Genomic DNA, 17,363 nt, shown 5'->3' with positions numbered 1-17,363 from the left:
CGTCCGGTGAATGAAGGAAGCAGAGCGCGTCCAACCGCCTTCCCGATCGCCGCAGCCCATCCCGATTGATAGCCATCCTGCATCAATCCTTCCAAAAATTGCACTTATCGTTTGATCGATGCCGGGCGAACATTCCGGGAAACGACAATCGACCATCCCCCTCCCGCGTATTTCAGGTTTTTCAGGAGACACCCCGATGCATCCCTCGTCCCGCCTGCCGGCCGAACGTTCGAAGGCCGCCGCGATCTTTCGCGTCACGGCCGGAAATTTTCTCGAGCAGTTCGACTTCTTCCTGTTCGGCTTCTACGCGACACAGATCGCCAATGTGTTCTTTCCCGCGCAAAGCGAATTCGCATCGTTGATGATGACCTTCGCCGTGTTCGGCGCCGGCTTCCTGATGCGCCCGCTGGGTGCAATCGTGCTCGGCGCATACATCGACGAGGTCGGTCGCCGCAAGGGGCTGATCGTCACGCTGTCCATCATGGCGAGCGGTACCATCCTGATCGCGTTCGTGCCGGGCTACGCGACGATCGGGCTGCTGGCGCCCGTGCTCGTGCTGCTCGGGCGGCTGCTGCAGGGCTTCTCCGCCGGTGCCGAACTGGGCGGCGTATCGGTCTATCTCGCCGAGCTGGCGACACCCGGACGCAAGGGCTTTTTCACGAGCTGGCAGTCCGCCAGCCAGCAGGTCGCGATCGTCATCGCGGCGGGACTCGGTTTCGCGCTCAACCAGTGGCTGAGCGCATCGGCGATCGCCGCGTGGGGATGGCGCGTGCCGTTCTTCGTCGGCTGCATGATCGTGCCGTTCATCTTCATGCTGCGTCGCAATCTGGAGGAAACCGAAGCGTTCAAGACGCGCAGGCATCGTCCGGGCATGAAGGAGGTGTTCGGTACGCTGGTGCAGAACTGGGGTGTCGTGGTCGCCGGCATGATGCTGGTCGCGATGACCACCACGAGCTTCTATCTGATCACCGTCTATGCACCGACCTTCGGCAAGACGGTGCTGCATCTGAGCACCGCCGACAGCCTGCTGGTGACGCTCTGCGTCGGCGTGTCGAACTTCGTGTGGCTGCCGATCGGCGGTGCGCTGTCGGACCGGCTCGGCCGCCGGCCGCTGCTGGTCGGCATGACGGTGCTCGCAATCGTGACCGCTTACCCGGCACTGTCGCTGCTCGCTCACGCGCCGTCGTTCGTCAACATGCTGCTGGTCCTGCTCTGGCTCTCGTTCATGTACGCGATCTATAACGGGGCGATGGTCGTCGCGCTCACGGAGGTGATGCCGGTGCAGGTGCGTGTCGCGGGCTTCTCGCTCGCCTACAGCCTCGCGACGGCCGTGTTCGGCGGCTTCACGCCGGCCATCTCGACCGCGCTCATTCACATGACGGGCGACAAGGCCGCACCGGGTTACTGGATGAGCTTCGCTGCGGTGTGCGCACTGCTTGCGACGTTCGCGCTCTATCGCCCCCGCGCGGCGACCCTGACGCCGGTGCATTGATGCCTGCTCTGTCCGGAATGTTCACGAACACCCACGAATTCGCACGACCATGATCATGAGAAATCTGCTGCTGAAATTTTGCACGACCGCGCTCGCCCTTACCGCTGCGGTTGCGACCAACGTGCAGGCCGCCGAGCTGCATGTGATGAGCTCCGGCGGCTTCACCGCCGCCTACAAGGTGCTCGGCCCGCGGTTCGCGTCCGCGACGGGCAATACGCTCGATACCGCACTCGGCCCGTCGATGGGCAAGTCGCCCGAAGCGATTCCGAACCGGCTCGCGCGCGGCGAGCCCGCCGATGCCGTGATCATGGTCGGCTACGCGCTCGACGAGTTGATCAAGCAAGGCAAGGTCATCCCCGGATCGCGAGTCGAGCTCGCCGATTCGCGCATCGGCATGGTCGTGCGCGACGGTGCCGCAAAACCCGATATCAGCACGCCGGAAGGCCTCCGGCAGGTGCTGCTGCACGCGAAGTCGATCGCCTATTCGGACAGCGCGAGCGGCGTGTATATCGAACGCGAGCTGTTCAGGAAGCTCGGTATCGAGGAGCAGGTGAAGTCGAAGGCGAAGATGATTCCGCGAATTCCGGTGGCGTCGGTCGTCGCGAACGGCGAATACGAAATCGGCTTTCAGCAGGTGAGCGAGCTGCTGCCCGTCCAGGGTGCGACGTTCGTCGGCAAGATTCCCGAATCATTGCAGTCCGTCACGCGTTTCGCGGCCGGCATTCCCGTCGGCGCGCAGCATCCGAAGGAAGCGAAAGCGCTGCTCGATTATCTCGCGTCGCCCGATGTGCAGGCCGACGTGAGATCGACCGGGCTGGATTCCGTTTCCACTCGTTGAGGACCGTTGGCGGGAAGGCTCGTGTCGGTCTGTCTTCCCGTTATGGCAGTCACGTGATGCCGGACGCGATCGTGCAAAAGACGATCGGCGCGACAGTCGTCCGGACGAGCCCGACGAGCGCATCGCCGAGGGGCTCGAGCATCGCGCCTGCCGCCGGCCATGCGTGACCGACGATCACGCCGAGCATCATGGCGAGCAGGACCCGCACATAGCGCGGTTCAAGCAGCCTGGTCACGCTCGCGGTAGGGTTCTCTCCGTGGCGCTTCCGCCGCCGTCACACCGACGCACCGCTGCCAGCGAGACCGCCGCGCTTCGCATCGACGATCATCCGATGAAATGCCTCGGCGGCCGGCGTAAGCGGCCGTCCGCGCCGTTTCACGATTCCGACGCGTCGTTTGACGGCCGGCTCGACGAGCGGCACGCTCGTGAGAATCGGGTGGTCGTGCCCGGGCATTGCCATCGACGGTACCGCGGCGACGCCGAGCCCTGCCTCGATCAATCCGAGCAGCGTGGTCACGTGGCGCGCTTCGCACACGCTCGGCCCGCGCGGTGCCACGGCCGCAAGCGCCTGGTCGAGCAGCAGACGGTTTCCCGAAGTCTTGTCCACCGACACGTAGTCGTGTTCGTAAAGTTCTTTCCAGGTCACGCGCTTCCTGCGCGCGAGCGGATGGTCGCGGCGGCAGGCGGCGACGAACCGCTCCTGCAGCAACACCTTGAATTCGATTTCGGATTCCTGGCTGCCCATGAAGCTCACGCCGAAATCGGCTTCGCCGCTGATGACGGCACCCAGCACCTCGTTCGCGCTCGCGTCGAGCAGCTTGACCCGGATGCGCGGAAAGCGGCGACGATAGCTTGCGATGATGTTGGGCAGAAAGTAGTAGGCCACCGACGGAACGCACGCGATGGTCACATGGCCGAGCCGGCTCGACGATACGTCGCGGATACCGAGCAGGGCGGCGTCGAGATCGTCGAGCAGTTGCTCGGCGCTCTGCGCGAACACGCGGCCAACTGCGGTGAGCATCACGCTGCGCGTGGTGCGCTCGAGGAGGCGCACGCCGAGCGCTTCCTCGAGCTTGTCGATCCGACGACTCAGGGCCGGCTGCGAAATGCTGACCGACTCGGCGGCCTTTCGGAAGCTTCCAGTTTCCACTACCGCGCGGAATGCCTGCAAGTCGTTCAAATCGAAGTTGATCCCCACGGGAAAGTCTCCGCATCTCGGATGCGGAGTATTTTGCATGAATCTGCGGGGACGATGGGCTGCAATGAAAACGGGTAGGGCGGCTCACTCGGGATGATGATCGCGCGATTCGTGCGGTGCATGCTGCTCCGGTGCCGCATGCGGATGCGGCGCTGGAGCGGGCGCGTGCTCGGGTGAGGGTGGGTGCTGTTCCCTTGCCGCGCGTTGCTGCACCTCCTGCTGCCGCTGCTGCTGAGCCTCGTTGCGTTGCTGCATCTCCTGCCGCTGCTGCTGCTGAGCCTCATTGCGTTGCTGCATCTCCTGCCGCTGCTGCTGCCCGGCCTCGCTGCGCTGCTGCATCTCCCGACGCTGCTGCTGCGCCTGTTGTCCCGCCGCCCGGTTTTCCTGCGCAGCTCGTTCCTGTTGCATTGCCTGCTGCCGCTGGGCCTGCATCGCATCGGACGGGTGCTGCGCGGGCGCACCGCCATGCCCGTCGTTCGCGCGACCTTGCTGCGCGAACGCTTCCGGCGACGGCCGCGCACCGGGGCGCGTATCGTTCGCGCCGAAGTGCGGCATCGTCATCGGCGCGGCGCCCGGACGCTGCTGCATCGCCTGCCCGCGCATCGGCTCCGCGCCCGGCGGCATCGCGTTGCGCTCGACGGTCGTGTTGTTGGTGACGTTTCCGCCGTAGTTGTTCGTGATCCGCGTGTTGCGGATGTTGGTGATGTTGTTGACCACGGTGGTCGATTTCGAAACGTAGGTGGCGTGGTTGTACACCACGGCCGGACGTCGCCAGCCGTCGCCGCGGCCGGGCTCGTCGCGATGCGGTTCGCCCCAGTTCATGCCCCACGAATGCCATCCCCAGTCGTGATGCCCGAAGATCGCGGCGCCGACGGCAACGCCGACGCCGAACGTGATCACGCCGGCCGCCACCATTTCGCCGGTGCTGTATGCAGGCGGCCGATACACGTAGCCGGGATAGGTCGAGACCGGTTCGCCATAGACGACCGCCGGGTTGTACGACGGCACGTAGACGACGTCGGGCTGCGCAGGTTCGATCTCGATCGCCTGTTCGGGCGGCGGCACGACGGCCGGGCCGGAATAGACGGCGGGTGCATCGGGGGCCGGCGTGTAGTTCGCCGGCGCGGCCGGTGCGGCTTGCGTGACGCGCAGCTGGCTGCCCGAACGAAGATGGCCCGATGCCTGCGCGCGCTGGCGCATCACCTGGATCGCATTCATCACGTCGGTCGGATCGTTGTAGTACGCCTGGCCGAGCGACGTCGTCCACGCCGGGTTCGATGCCATTTGCGCAAGCACGGCGGGGAATGCGGTCAGCGCCTTGACGGACGGATCCCATGGCTGCGCGTCGGCAGCGCCGGCGAGTGCCTGCCCCTTCAGCGAAGGGTTCTGCGAAACCCAGGTATTGGCGGCCGAGATCTGGTCCGGGTAGGTGGCACCTGCGAGCACGAGCGCGACAAGCTTGTCGGGGAACAGCGCGATCGGCGCGACCATCTGATAGAGCTGGTCGGCGCTCGGCGGCGTGTACGCGACGGGCGTCGAAGCGGGCTGCGGCGCGGATGCCGCGCTCGCGTCGCTCGCCGGCACCGCGGGTGCGGCGGCGCCGTTGTTCTTGTTGCATGCGGAGAGGCCGAGCAGCGACACGATGAGGGACGATGCGATCAGCGTTCTGACGGGACGGCGGTGTACGGATGTCATGGCGTTTTTCGATGAGGTCTGGGCGTGAGCGGACACGCGGGCCATGCGACCGGCCCCGGCACGGTGCCCGGACGCTGCTCTCGCACACGCCGGCGGCATCTACCGGAACGGGCGGGGTCGTCCTGTTCGCATGGTTGTCGTCCCGCGACGAATTAATAACCAATAATCTGATAAACGCGCGGCGCGCCCAAAGGTTGTCGGTGTGTTGTGTAACAGTGTGTGATCGGCTTTCTGTTTGAAAGGGTCGGCTGCCCGCTTGAATGAAATGGCAGCGGACATCATTCAAGTATCCGGAACGAAGACGCAGAAAGCGTATTTGTCGATTGCGCGTCGCGAACACCGACGCACCGAATGCACGGTCCCGGAGGATCGACGGACATGGCGTCGGCCGTGTTTACGACCCACGGCGAAACTCGCGGGGATCGGATCTGCCAGCATGCTTTCCCGAGAACGGCAAAGCGTCTCGATCGCCGGGCGTACGCCGGCGGCCGGAGGTGTGTGCGTCATCGAACCTTCTGCGTAACGACATGCGTACCGGAAGCGTCGACGACCGCATGGTCGCCGTACGCCGAAAATCCATAGTTCAGCAGATTTTCGGCGCCGGCGATCCGGTCGTTCGCGGTGGGCGCGCCCAGCACGACCGCGAATACGCGCCTGTCGATCGACGGCGACGATTGTCGGCGCTTCGCGGTCGCGACGATGCAGTAGCCTGCCGCCTGCGTGTGGCCGGTCTTCATCCCGTCGACGGACGGATCCTTGCCGAGCAGCCAGTTCTTGTTGCGCTTGTGGAAGGCGCCGTACGAGAAATGCTGTTCCGACGAAAAGCGGTAGTACTCCGGAAAATCCTTCGTCAGGCGCAGTGCCAGTATCGACAGGTCCCGTGCCGTCGTGGTGTTGCCCGGCGTCGTGATGCCGGAGGGCGTCGCGTAGCGGGTGTGATTCATCCCGAGCCGATGCGCCATCGCATTCATCTTCTGCTCGAATCCGGCGGGCGAGCCGCCGATGCGCCTGGCAAGCACCAGCGCGGCGTCGTTCGCTGAGGCAGCAATGAGTCCCTGGACGAGCGCTCTTACCGATACGCGTTGACCGGGCACCAGATACATCCGTGCCTCGTCGTTGCCGACCGTGCCGATGTCGGCCGCGTCGACGGACACCTGCTCGTCCCATCGCACGACGCCGCGCTTGAGCGCATCGAGCACGAGATAGGCGGTCATCAGCTTGGTGAGCGAGGCCGGCTGGCGCTCGACGTCGGCGTCGTGCTCGACGAGCGTCTGGCCCGACTCGCCATCGACGACGATCCACGAGACGGCGTGTACGTCGGGCGACGGACCGACGGCGGCATGGCCTGCCGATACGGCGACGCACGATGCGGCGGCGGCGACGAGCTTGGTGAAGCGAAGGCGGAATGAATGGCGGCGTGACTTCAAGTTTCAACCTGTGTGAGGGTGGGGCAACGGCGTGGACCGGCCGTGCGGGTGCGCGTCGAGCGAGGACGAACCGGCGCACCGTTGCGTCTGGGTCGCGAGTTTCGCCGCGAACGGCAGGACTGTATCGCGATGAATCGAAACCTGCTTCGACTCGTCATACCCTGTCGACGTTCCGGAGCCAACACGTGACGGCCGCTGTCGCGCAACGCGGGTCAACCCGCCGTCACCCCGCGTTCGCCTGCCACCCGAGCCCGAGGCTCTTCTGCAGCGACACGTAGTCCTTGAGCAGTTCGGCCTGCCCCGCGATCACGTTCTGCTGCGCGGACAGCGCTTCGCGCTGCGTGTCGAGCAGATCGATCATCGATGCGACGCCTGCGCGATAGCGTTCGTCCATCAGCGATGCCGAATGCGTCGCCGAAGTCTGAACCTTGGTCAACGCGACAACGTGCTCGCGCTGGTGCCCGTACCGCTGCAGCGCGGTGTTCGCATCCTGCAGCGCACCGAGCACCGCCTTGCGGTAGTTCGCCTCGGCCTCGTCGCGCGACGCCTCGGCCGCGCGCACCGCGCCGCGCGTGCGCCCGAAATCGAGAATGTTCCATTGCAGGTACGGCGCGCCGATCCAGGTGAAGTTCTGCTTGCGGAACAGATGGCCGGGATCGGTCGCGCTGAAGCCGAGATCGCCGAGCAGCGTCACTTTCGGGAAGTAGTCGGCGATGTGCTCGCCGATCTGCGCGTTGCTCGATGCGAGCCGGCGTTCGGCCGAGCGGATGTCGGGGCGCTGCTTCAGCAGCGCGGCCGGGTCGCCGATCGGTACGGTAGCCGGCAGCGTCGGCAGCGGCGCGTTCGCATTCGACAGTTCCGCATCGAGTGCGCCCGGCGCACGGCCGGTCAGGATCGCGAGGCGGTCGAGCGATTCCGTGACCTGCGCATCGAGCGGAATCAGCGACGCGCGCGTGTTCTCCACCTGGGTCGTCAGCCGTTCGATGTCCGCGTCGCCGGCGACGCCGCGCGCGCGACGCTGCTGCGTGAGTTCGAGCATCCGCTGCTGCAGCGCGGCCGTGCGCTGCGACAGCGCGAGCCGCTGCTGCTGGTCGCGCAGGTCGACATACGCGGTCGCGACTTCGGCGGCAAGCGACACCTGCGTATCGGCGAGATCGGCATCCACTGCCTCGGCCTGGGCGGAGGCGGCTTCGACCGCGCGGCGCGTGCCGCCGAACAGGTCGATCTCCCAGGTCGCGTCGAAACCCGCCGAATACAGTTGCAGCGGGCCCGAGCCGCCGAGCGACGAGGCCGGCGAACCCGACTGTTCCGAACTGCTCGACGGCAGCAGCGAGCCGAGCGCGCTGAGATCCGGTTCGCGCATGCGGATCGCCGCGACAGTGGCCGACGATTTCGGCAGCTGCGCCGCGCGCTGCTGCGTGAGTTGCGCGCGCGCTTCGCGCAGCCGCGCCTGCGCGGCGTGCAGGTCCGGGTTGTGCGCGAGCGCAGCGGCGATCAGCGCATCGAGCTGGCGATCGTTCAGCGCGCGCCACCATTCGCTCGGCGCGGGCGCGCCGGCGTCGATGCCGGCGGCCGGCGCACGCACGAAGGTCGGCGCATCGGGCGCGGCGGGCGCGCCGCGATAGTCGGGCCCGACCGTGCAGCCGGCGAGCAGGCACGCGGCCGCGCACAGCGTGAGCGCGGGGCGGCGGGGCAGGGAAAAAGGCTTCATGGCGTAAGACGATTCAATGGCCGGACGACATCGGCTGCGGTCCGCGCGGCGTTCTCAGCAGCAGGGCGAGCGGTACGCACGCGAGCAGCGCGAGGCCCAGCAGATAGAAGGTTTCGGAATAGGTCATCACGACGGCCTGGACCTGGATCTGCTGCGCGAGTTGCCCGAGCGCGCGCATGTGCGAATACGCGAGATCGCCCGTCTGTGCGAACCAGTTGCCCGCATAGGCCGACAGCCGGTCCTGTCCGATCAGCGAGTTGGCGCTCACCGATTCGCGCAGCGCGGCCGTATGGAAGGTCGTGCGCCGGTCGATCACGGTGCCGATGATCGCGAGCCCGATCGAGCCGCCGAGGTTGCGCGCCATGTTGTAGAGGCCGGCCGCATCGCCCGAGTCCTCGCGCGCGACGGCCGCCATCGACGCCTGGTTCAGCGGCATCATCGCAAGCATCTGCGCGACGCCGCGGATCAGCTGCGACCACACGAAGTCGTGGCCGACGCTTTGCGCGGTGAGCGTGATGTCGAGCATGCAGCTCAGGCAGAACAGCAGCAGCCCGGAGATCACCAGCACGCGGAAATCGACCTTGCCGAGCAGGCGCGGCAGGATCGGCATCACGAGGAACGCGGGCAGGCCCGACAGCAGCATGATCGCGCCGGCCTGTTCCGCGTTGTAGCCCGCGACGATCGCAAGGAACTGCGGCAGCAGGTACGACACGCCGTACAGCCCGGCGCCCACCGCGGACACGATCACGATGACGCTCGCGTAGCGCGGGTTGCGCATCAGCGACAGGCGCATGATCGGCCGCTTCGCGAAGCGCTGCGACAGCGCGATCAGGATCATCCCCGCCAGCGACACGTAGCTGAGCGTGACGATCATGTGCGATTCGAACCAGCGCTCGCGCTGGCCTTCCTCGAGCACGACGGTGAGCGAGCTCAGGCCGATCGCGAGGCCCGCGATCCCGAGCCAGTCCGCGTTGAAGAACGCATGCCACTGCGGGCGGTCCGACGGCAGTCCGAACACGAGCAATCCCATCAGCAGCAGGCATACGGGCAGGTTCAGGAAGAAGCACCAGCTCCAGCTGACGTTTTCCGCGAGCCAGCCGCCGAGCACCGGGCCGAACAGCGGGCCGAGCAGCACGATGAGGCCGAACAGCGTCATCCCGACCGGCAGCTGCGACAGCGGCAGCCGCGTGCGGATGATGGTCTGCGCGGTCGGGATCAGCGCGCCGCCGGTGAAGCCCTGGCCGATCCGGCCGGCGATCATCATCGGCAGCGAATGCGACCAGCCGCACATCATCGAGAACGCGATGAACAGCGCGGAGTTCGTCAGCAGGAAGTTGCGCAGCCCGAACACGCGCGTGAGCCACGCGGCGAGCGGGATCATCACGATCTCCGACATCAGGTAGCCGGTCGAGATCCACGTGCCTTCGGTGCCGGTCGCGCCGATTTCGCCCTGGATCTGCGGCAGCGCCGAGTTCGTGATCGAAATGTCGAGCGTCGCCATCAGCGCGCCGAGCGCACCGGCCGCGACCGCGATCCAGTCGGTGACGCTGGCGCGCCCTTCGTGCGGCGGCGCGGGTGGGGTGGCGGCCGTGTCAGCCATGGCGCGGCTCGTTGTCGTCGGACCGCGTGTCGACGTCGACGGTCACGGACAGTCCCGGCAGCAGCCGCTGCTGCGCGCGTGCGTTCGGCGCGATGCGGATCCGCACCGGCACGCGCTGGACGATCTTCGTGAAGTTGCCGGTCGCATTCTCGGGCGGCAGCAGCGCGAACTGCGCGCCCGTGCCGGGCGCGAAGCTGTCGACCACGCCGGACAGCGTGTCGTCCGGCAGCGCGTCGACGTGCAGTTCGACGTGCTGGCCGATACGCATACGGCTGATCTGCGTTTCCTTGAAGTTCGCGACGAGGTAGATCGCGTCGACCGGCACGACGGTCAGCAGCCGCGTGCCGGGCTGCACGTACTGGCCGACGCGCACCGTGCGGTCGCCGACGCGGCCGTCGAGCGTGCTGCGCACGATCGTGTTGTCGAGGTCGAGTCGCGATTGCGCGGCGCTCGCCTGCGCTGCTTCGAGCTGCGCGCGCGCCTGCTGGAGCTGCGCGGTGAACGACGCGATCTGCGTACGCGCGGCGGCGATCGACGCGTTGTTCGCGGCAAGCGTCGCGAGCGCCTGGTCGCGCGTGCTCTTCAGCTCGGCGACGCGCTCGTGCGTTTCGGCGCCGGTCGCCGCGAGCGGCGCGTAGCGCGCGTATTCGTCGCTCGCATGATGCGCATTGATCTGCGACACCTTCGCCTGCGCTTCGGCCTGCTCGAGGTTCGCGCGCTGCTGGTTGATGTCGGCTTCCGCACGTGCGATGTCCGCGCGGCGCGCGTCGACGGTCGCGAGCGCCTGGTCGAGCGACACCTGATACTGGCGCGTGTCGAGCCGTACGAGCGGGTCGCCGGCCTTGACGACCTGGTTGTCGCGCACGTACACGTCGGTCACGTAGCCCGACACCTTCGGCGCGGCCGTCATGCTGTCGGCCTGCAGATACGCATCGTTGGTGCTTTCGATGAAGCGGCCGACCGTCCACCAGCGGCCGAGCCAGACGGCGCCGCCGATCGCCGCGAGCACCGCGAGGCCGATCAGGATGCGCCGTTTCGAACCGCCGTTGCGGGGTGTTGTTCCGTTTTCCTGACGATCTGCTTTCTGTGGCGAATCCTGCGGCGTCGACATGCGAATACCCAATTTATTCCAAACGGAAAAATTATTCCAGTTGATAAAATTGTGTCAAGTAGAATGTCGATCGATCGAATGACGAGGAATGCATGAACGAAGCGAAGAAGCTGCGTCGCACTTCGACGGGCGGCTACGCACGCGGCGACGAGACACGTCAGCGGATCATCGAGGCCGCGATCGAACTGTTCGGCGAGCGCGGGTTCGCGGGCGCGTCGACACGCGACATCGCCGCGAAGGCCGGCGTGAACGCGCCTGCGCTCCAGTACTACTTCGAGAACAAGGAAGGCGTTTACCGTGCGTGCGTGGAGTCGATCGTCGAGCTCGCCTGGGAGGTGTTCGGTCCGGCGGTCGAGCATGCGCGCGCGATGCTCGATGCGGATGCGGACGCGGATGCGCTGATCGATGCGTTCGTCGGCCTGCTGCTCGCGCTCGCGGGCCGGATGTTCACGGCGCCGAAGACGATGAACCAGCGGATGTTCTTCGCACGCGAGCAGAACGGGGAGGAGCCCGCGAGCGCGAGCGAGATCCTGCTCAAGCGGATGCGCAAACCGCTCAACGATGTGAGCGCGGAATTGATCGGGCGCATCTCGGGCCGGCCGGCCGACGATCCCGTCACGCGTCTGCGCGCGCTGAGCCTGTTCGGGCAGTTGACGGTGTTCCACGTCGCGCAGCGCTCGGCATTGCAGTTGCTCGGATGGGAATCGTTCGATGCAGACGGGGCCGCGCTGCTGAGCACGACGATCGCCGACCAGACGCGCCTGCTGCTCCGACAGTGGCATGCGCAGCGCGATGCGTCGGCGTTCGATTCGGCGCAGCCGGGCGCACGGGCTTCGGCCGGGCGTGCGGCGAAGCGCGGCGCGTCGCCGGCTGCCGCGTCGACGCGCGGCGCGAAACCGGTGTCGCGGGCGAAGAAGCCGGCCGGACGCTGAGCGCGGGCTGGCGCGATGCGACGCTCGGATGACGAGCGTCGTGCGTCGATCGACGCGAACCAGACGACTGCGAGATGCCGCGCAGCAACGCTGCACGACGCCGCCCCATGCCGCCGAATATCAGTCCGGTTTGCGCGCCCGGTCATCGGCTGGCGGCTGTCCGGCATCCGCATCCGCATCTGCGGCAGTGCCGCTACCGCCGTCACCGTCACGCTGCGGCGCCCCCGCCTCATACGCAACCAGACTGCGCTGCGGATTCGCGATCCGGATCCCGCGTTCGCGGAACGTCTCCGCGATCCGCCGGTTGAATTCGCGCTGCACGCCCCAGCGCGCCGAGTCCTTGCACTGCACCTGCCCGGCGAGCGCGATCGCCGCGCCGTCGACCTGATCGATACCCCAGTAGCTGAAGTCCGACAGGATGCCGTCCTGGTATTTCGGATCGTCGCGCAACGCGGCGCCGATTTCCTTGAGCGTCGCGACCGCGCGATCGATGTCCTCGCCGTACGCGATGCTGACCTTGACGGCCGCGTTGCCGAGCCCGCGATTGGTGTTGTTGACGGTGGTGACCGAGCTGAACGGAATCGTGTACAGCGAGCCGTCGCCGCCGCGCAATCGCACGGTGCGGATCGACAGGTATTCGACGGTGCCCGACACGCCGGCGAGCGTGACCCAGTCGCCGACCTGCATCGCGTTTTCCATCAGCAGGAAGATCCCGGTGATGAAATCCTGCACGAGCTTCTGCGATCCGAAGCCGAGCGCGACGCCGAAGATGCTGGCGCCCGCGAGCAGCGGGCCGACGTTCACGCCGATTTCGCTGAGCCCCGTCAGCACGACGACGAGCGCGATCATCACGAACAGCAGCGTGCGCAGCATCGGCAGCAGCGTGCGCAGCCGCGCGGCGCGCACGAAGTTGCCTTCGCGGGTCCAGCGCTGCAGGCGCCGTTCGATCGCGATGTTCGCGGCCTCCCAGACGACGAGCGCGACGACCGCGGCGATCGCGATCGTCACGAGCGCCGACGCGAGCCGGTGGCCGATCGTGCCGGTCTCGAACGCGCGGAACACCGGCACGCCCCAGATCTGCAGCAGCAGCGTGACGGTCACGATGGCAATGACGGCCGATACGATCTGGCGCAGCAGCGGGTAGTAGCGGTACGCATGGAGATGGACGAGCGTGCGGTCGTCGTCGCGTTGCTGGAACAGTCGCGCCAGCGCGCCGAATACGACGATCGACACCATCCGCATCGCGATCATCACCGCGATCGAGCGTCCGCCGAGCGTGATCAGCACGCGGTAGCCGTTGTGCACGTCGAGCGCCCACACGAACCACAGCGCCATCACGACGAATACCGATACAGGCGCCCACGCATCCGCGAGCGCGTTGCGGACGACCGCGAACGTCGGCCGGTCGTCGCCGGTCGCGCGAATCCGCGCGGCGACGGGGCGGCGGCACTGCAGGATCAGCACCGAGATCATCACGTGCCCGATCAGTGCGACGGCCTTCAGCAGCGCGACGTGGCCCGCTTCGCTGAGGCCGAAGTTCGCCGCGATCTCGGTCGCGGCCGTGCAGACGCCGACGACGATCACGATCCGCGCAATCGAGCGCTGCGCAAAGCCGGCCCACGCGTCGCTGATATGCAGCAGCCGAAGTTGCCGCGCGTCGGGCTGGAAGAACAGCCGGCTGACGATCGTGATCAGCCGGCAGATCACGTAGATGTCGATCAGCGCTTCGAGCGCGGCCTCGGCCGGCGTGCCGGCGTCGGCGATCACCGACATCGCCAGGCCCGCGACGCCGACGAACACGAGCAGCGGCACCGCGCGCAGCACGAGGCTGACGATCGCGCGCGGCATCCGGTGCAGCAGCGTGCTGTGGCGTCGCGCATGACCCCGGCCCTGCGACGATGACGGCGTGGCGTCGGGCGAGCCGGCCGGCGGGGCATCGTCGGGATGCGGGGCATCGTCGTCGTCGGGGGCGTGCGGGTCCGACGCGTTCGCGCGCGGCGTGCCGGCGCGGCGCGCGGCCAGTGCGGCCTGCGCGCGTCGCAGCAGCCGGATCGCGAGCCATTCGCCGACGAACGCGGGCAGCAGCACGGCGACGATGGTCCACAGCGCATGCGCGAGATCCGCGCGCGCGTCGGCGCGCACCAGCTTGTCGCGCCACCAGTTTCCGACCGAGCCGACGTCAAGCAGCGAGTGCAGCGACTCCCTCAGCGCATTGCCGATGCTGACGGCCCAGCGCGAGCCTTGCCGAACCAGCATCGACGCGAGTCCGTTCGACGTGAGCGCGGCCGGCTCGGCGGCCGAGGCGGCGCTTGCCGGCGCCGCTTCGCTCGCCGCGACCGCGGGCGTGCTCAATGCGCCGACGGCGACGATTGCACGCAGCGTCGTCGCGACCTGTTCGCGCTGTCGCGGGTTTTCCAGCACGGAGAGTGCCTGCCGGGCCTGTTGCGGTGTCAGCGCCGGCTCGGCGCCGGAGGCGGCCGACGCGGCGGCTGGTGCGGGGGCGGCCGCGTGTGCGGCCGAGACGACGGCGGCAAGCAGCCAGCCGAGGAGGATATGTCGCATGTGTTGGCATGCGGGCGCGCAACGGCGCGCGGCCCGCCGAGCTGAACGATGGACGGAAGTTAACATGATCCCGGCTCGAACCGAATAGTTCCGCGGATGTATTTGCGGACCGGGCTTTTCGTATCGTGGATCGGTGCGGCGGTGCGCATGGGCGTGCATCGAGCGCGCGATTGTTCGCGCATCGACAGCGGGGAGCGCGGATGGCTGACGCAGACCGTCGACAAGTCCGTACGGCGACAGCCGTTCCTGTCGATTCGTAAGGCATCGTCGACGCGCGGGTCGCGATCGACGTCAATGCGCACCGGCGGGCACGAACCGTGCTCCGCCGTATCGTTCACGCGCCTGCGCGGCCGGCAACGATCGAACCACGTTGCGCCGCCGAGTATCGGGCGTTCCGTCGAAGACAACGCATTCGCATTCCTGATCGTTCACGTCGGTGCGTCGTGAAACGCCGGCAGCACATACGCGGCGATTTCCTCGATCACCTCGCGCACGGGACGGTCCGCATGCAGATTCAGCGTCACATGATGCACGCCGGCTGCACGCATATCCTGCAATAGGCCGATCAATGCGCGCCGCCCGGTTGCATAGCCGAGCGGCAAGGCGGTGGGCGGTGCATCGGGATTCGCATCGAGATCGAGCCGCATCGCCACGCCGAACGCGCGGAATGCCGGCGACTCGAGACGGTCGACCGCCGCACGCCACATCGAATGGCGCGCACGCTGCGTATCGGGATCGCGGTGATAGGTGATCCAGCCGAGCGAGTGGCGGGCGATCCAGTCGACGCTCTGTCCGCCGGAGCCGACCGCGAGCAGCGGGACCGGCTCGGCGCCGGCCGGCAGCAACGCGAACTCGGGCGCATCGGGCGGCGCGTCGTCGGGCAGCACGCGCGACGGTACGCCGAGCGCGGCCGCGACGACTTCCCAGTGCCGCCGATACCGTTCGCGCCGCGTGTCGGCGTCGACGCCGAACGCCGCATATTCGGGCGGACGGTCGCCGGAGCCGAGACCGAGGATGAAACGTCCGCGCGACAGTGTCGCGACCGACAGCGCCCCTTTCGCGATATGCAGCGGATGGCGCAGCGGCAGCACGATCGCGCCGCTGGCGAGCGCGATGCGATGCGTGCGCGCCGCCAGCGCACCGAGCAGCACCCATGGGTCGAGGTGGCCGACCGGATCCGGATAGTCGGCACTGTTCAGCGGTACGTCGCGCACCCACAGCGCGCGAAAGCCGAGCGCATCCGCGAGTGCCGCGAGTTCGACCTGCTCGCTGAAATCCGCGACGATGTCGCCGCTGCGCAGCAGCGGCAGCGTCAGGCCGATCGACAGCCGGTCGGCGGCGAAGACGCGATGCGCGATATCGGAACGGTTGCGGGTGGATGAGGTCATTGCATGCCCGGGTTGCGGGGCGCAGCGAACGCGTGCGCCGATTGATCTGCGGTTGGCCGTGTGTGGACGCGGGTTGCGGTTATCGACGGATTACGCGCGCTCCTGCCATTGCAATCCGACGATGCCCGCGACGACGAGCGCCATGCACAGCAACCGTCCTGCGGCTGCGGGTTCGTGGAACCAGACGATGCCGACCGCCGCCGTACCGGCGGCGCCGATGCCGGCCCAGACCGCGTAGGCGGTGCCGAGCGGCAGCACTTTCAGCGTGAAGCTCATCAGCCATACGCTTGCAACGGCCGCGACGATCGAGATCGTGCCCGGCACGGGTTTCGTATAGCTGTCGGACAGCTTCATCGAGACCGAGAAGACGATTTCCAGCAACCCGGACGCGAGCACGATCGCCCATGCGGCGATCGAACCGGAAACGGCGATCATGTGCGAGCCCTCCAGTCGGACGGTGTCGTGAAGCTTGTCGGCGCGTCGTCCGAAAGTCACGCCGACGCTACGCTACGCGATCCGCAGCGTCGTGCCGCGCAACGCGAGGCCGAGGCGCGCCGCGACACGCTGCGATGCGAGATTGTCGCGGTCGGTGCTGTAGAACAGCGTGCGCGCGCGTAGCGACGGCAGCCGCGACCAGCCTGCCGTGACGGCTGCCGCGAGCCCGCGTCCGCGAAACGCGGGCGCCGTCGCGACGCCGAGTTCGGCGCCGACGTCGGACAGCCGCGCGGCGAACGCGACCGACACGACCTCGCCGTCGACGACGGCCGCGCACCAGGGCGCCCACAGATCGTCGACGCTGCGAAAACCCATCGAGCCCAATCCTTCGGGCATGCCGTGCGTCGACAGCGATGCGTGCAGTTGCCGGCCCGCGTCGCTGTCGCCGTCGATCAGCGCGACGCCTGCGCCGGCGTCGCAGCGCAGCGCGTGCGGCATTGCGTAGACGAGCCCGACGTTCCAGTGCGCGACGGGCGCGAGCAGGTGCAGATAGCGGTCGAGATGGGCGGGCGTCGCGCGATCGAAGAAGGGCGGCTCGCTGCCGGCGACGCGGACCAGTTCGGCGGCGATGTCGTCGCGCACATCGGCGCGCACGCCGCACCGGTTGCCGCTGGCGCATCCGCCCAGCCAGAAGCGCGGGCCGGGCGAGCAATCGGGATCGTTCTCGCGTTCGATCCGGCGCTGCATCGATCCGGCGGCCCGGCACAGCCGGAACAGCGTGCGATAGTCGATATCCAGCCAGTCTTTGTCGTTGAGCATGCGTCGAGGGCGAACGTAGTCGAGCGTGGCAGTGTGGGGCAATTGTAAGCGGAGTCGGCGGACCGGCGCTGCCGCGCCGATGCAACAACCCGTTGCGCCACCCGTTGCGCGGGTAACCGGTGCGGAGACTGGCGCGGCCGGCCGGCGACGATCGC

13 protein-coding genes and 1 pseudogene are annotated in these 17,363 nt (G+C 67.6%); 3 read left to right on the top strand and 11 right to left on the bottom strand.

Annotation, left to right across the window (positions count from 1 at the left end; translation table 11 throughout):
* The first annotated feature begins 196 nt into the window (after positions 1-196).
* On the top strand, positions 197-1,492 hold the full coding sequence (locus BST28156_RS01925; RefSeq protein ID WP_174901312.1) for an MFS transporter: 1,296 nt from the start codon (positions 197-199) through the stop codon (positions 1,490-1,492).
* Positions 1,493-1,547: 55 nt separating this feature from the next.
* Positions 1,548-2,330, top strand: a complete 783-nt coding sequence (locus BST28156_RS01920) for a substrate-binding domain-containing protein (RefSeq protein ID WP_174901311.1) — start codon at positions 1,548-1,550, stop codon at positions 2,328-2,330.
* Positions 2,331-2,382: 52 nt separating this feature from the next.
* Here the strand turns inward: BST28156_RS01920 and BST28156_RS01915 are convergent.
* From BST28156_RS01915 to BST28156_RS01885, 7 genes and pseudogenes are all read right to left on the bottom strand, one after another.
* Positions 2,383-2,565: pseudogene (locus tag BST28156_RS01915) on the bottom strand (cation:dicarboxylate symporter family transporter); the annotation flags it as partial.
* 39 nt (positions 2,566-2,604) lie between these two features.
* On the bottom strand, positions 2,605-3,528 hold the full coding sequence (locus tag BST28156_RS01910) for a LysR family transcriptional regulator (protein ID WP_060245878.1): 924 nt from the start codon (positions 3,526-3,528) through the stop codon (positions 2,605-2,607).
* An 84-nt stretch (positions 3,529-3,612) separates the two neighbouring features.
* Complete coding sequence (locus tag BST28156_RS01905; protein ID WP_174901309.1) at positions 3,613-5,223, bottom strand: DUF3300 domain-containing protein; 1,611 nt, start codon at positions 5,221-5,223, stop codon at positions 3,613-3,615.
* A gap of 503 nt (positions 5,224-5,726) precedes the next feature.
* Positions 5,727-6,650, bottom strand: coding sequence for a D-alanyl-D-alanine carboxypeptidase family protein (locus tag BST28156_RS01900; RefSeq protein ID WP_174901308.1), 924 nt, complete (start codon positions 6,648-6,650; stop codon positions 5,727-5,729).
* 223 nt (positions 6,651-6,873) lie between these two features.
* Positions 6,874-8,361 (bottom strand): efflux transporter outer membrane subunit, encoded by a 1,488-nt coding sequence (locus tag BST28156_RS01895; protein ID WP_174901307.1) that lies wholly within the window; start codon positions 8,359-8,361, stop codon positions 6,874-6,876.
* 13 nt (positions 8,362-8,374) lie between these two features.
* Positions 8,375-9,961, bottom strand: coding sequence for an MDR family MFS transporter (locus BST28156_RS01890; protein WP_174901306.1), 1,587 nt, complete (start codon positions 9,959-9,961; stop codon positions 8,375-8,377).
* Positions 9,954-11,072, bottom strand: a complete 1,119-nt coding sequence (locus BST28156_RS01885; protein ID WP_060245882.1) for an HlyD family secretion protein — start codon at positions 11,070-11,072, stop codon at positions 9,954-9,956. Before BST28156_RS01885 ends, BST28156_RS01890 begins: the two co-directional genes overlap by 8 nt.
* 92 nt (positions 11,073-11,164) lie before the next feature.
* On the opposite strand from BST28156_RS01885, the gene BST28156_RS01880 reads away from it, so the two are divergent.
* Positions 11,165-12,004, top strand: coding sequence for a CerR family C-terminal domain-containing protein (locus BST28156_RS01880; protein ID WP_174901305.1), 840 nt, complete (start codon positions 11,165-11,167; stop codon positions 12,002-12,004).
* 120 nt (positions 12,005-12,124) lie between these two features.
* On the opposite strand, the gene BST28156_RS01875 is transcribed toward BST28156_RS01880, so the two are convergent.
* The 4 genes from BST28156_RS01875 to BST28156_RS01860 all read right to left on the bottom strand — a co-directional run bounded on the left by BST28156_RS01875 (position 12,125) and on the right by BST28156_RS01860 (position 17,208).
* Positions 12,125-14,566: a mechanosensitive ion channel domain-containing protein gene (locus BST28156_RS01875; protein ID WP_174901304.1), complete on the bottom strand. Its 2,442-nt coding sequence runs from the start codon at positions 14,564-14,566 to the stop codon at positions 12,125-12,127.
* A 428-nt stretch (positions 14,567-14,994) separates the two neighbouring features.
* On the bottom strand, positions 14,995-15,954 hold the full coding sequence (locus tag BST28156_RS01870) for an LLM class oxidoreductase (protein ID WP_174901303.1): 960 nt from the start codon (positions 15,952-15,954) through the stop codon (positions 14,995-14,997).
* Between the two features lie 90 nt (positions 15,955-16,044).
* Positions 16,045-16,389, bottom strand: a complete 345-nt coding sequence (locus BST28156_RS01865) for a DMT family transporter (RefSeq protein ID WP_059480609.1) — start codon at positions 16,387-16,389, stop codon at positions 16,045-16,047.
* A gap of 72 nt (positions 16,390-16,461) precedes the next feature.
* The gene (locus BST28156_RS01860; RefSeq protein WP_174901302.1) at positions 16,462-17,208 is read right to left on the bottom strand and encodes a GNAT family N-acetyltransferase; all 747 of its coding nucleotides are present in this window, start codon (positions 17,206-17,208) and stop codon (positions 16,462-16,464) included.
* Positions 17,209-17,363: the final 155 nt, after the last annotated feature.

The organism is Burkholderia pseudomultivorans, from assembly GCF_902499075.1.
In the GTDB taxonomy this organism is placed as follows: domain Bacteria; phylum Pseudomonadota; class Gammaproteobacteria; order Burkholderiales; family Burkholderiaceae; genus Burkholderia; species Burkholderia pseudomultivorans.
The sequence above is the reverse complement of the archived record's forward strand: the minus strand, read 5'-3'. Positions and strand labels throughout refer to the sequence as shown.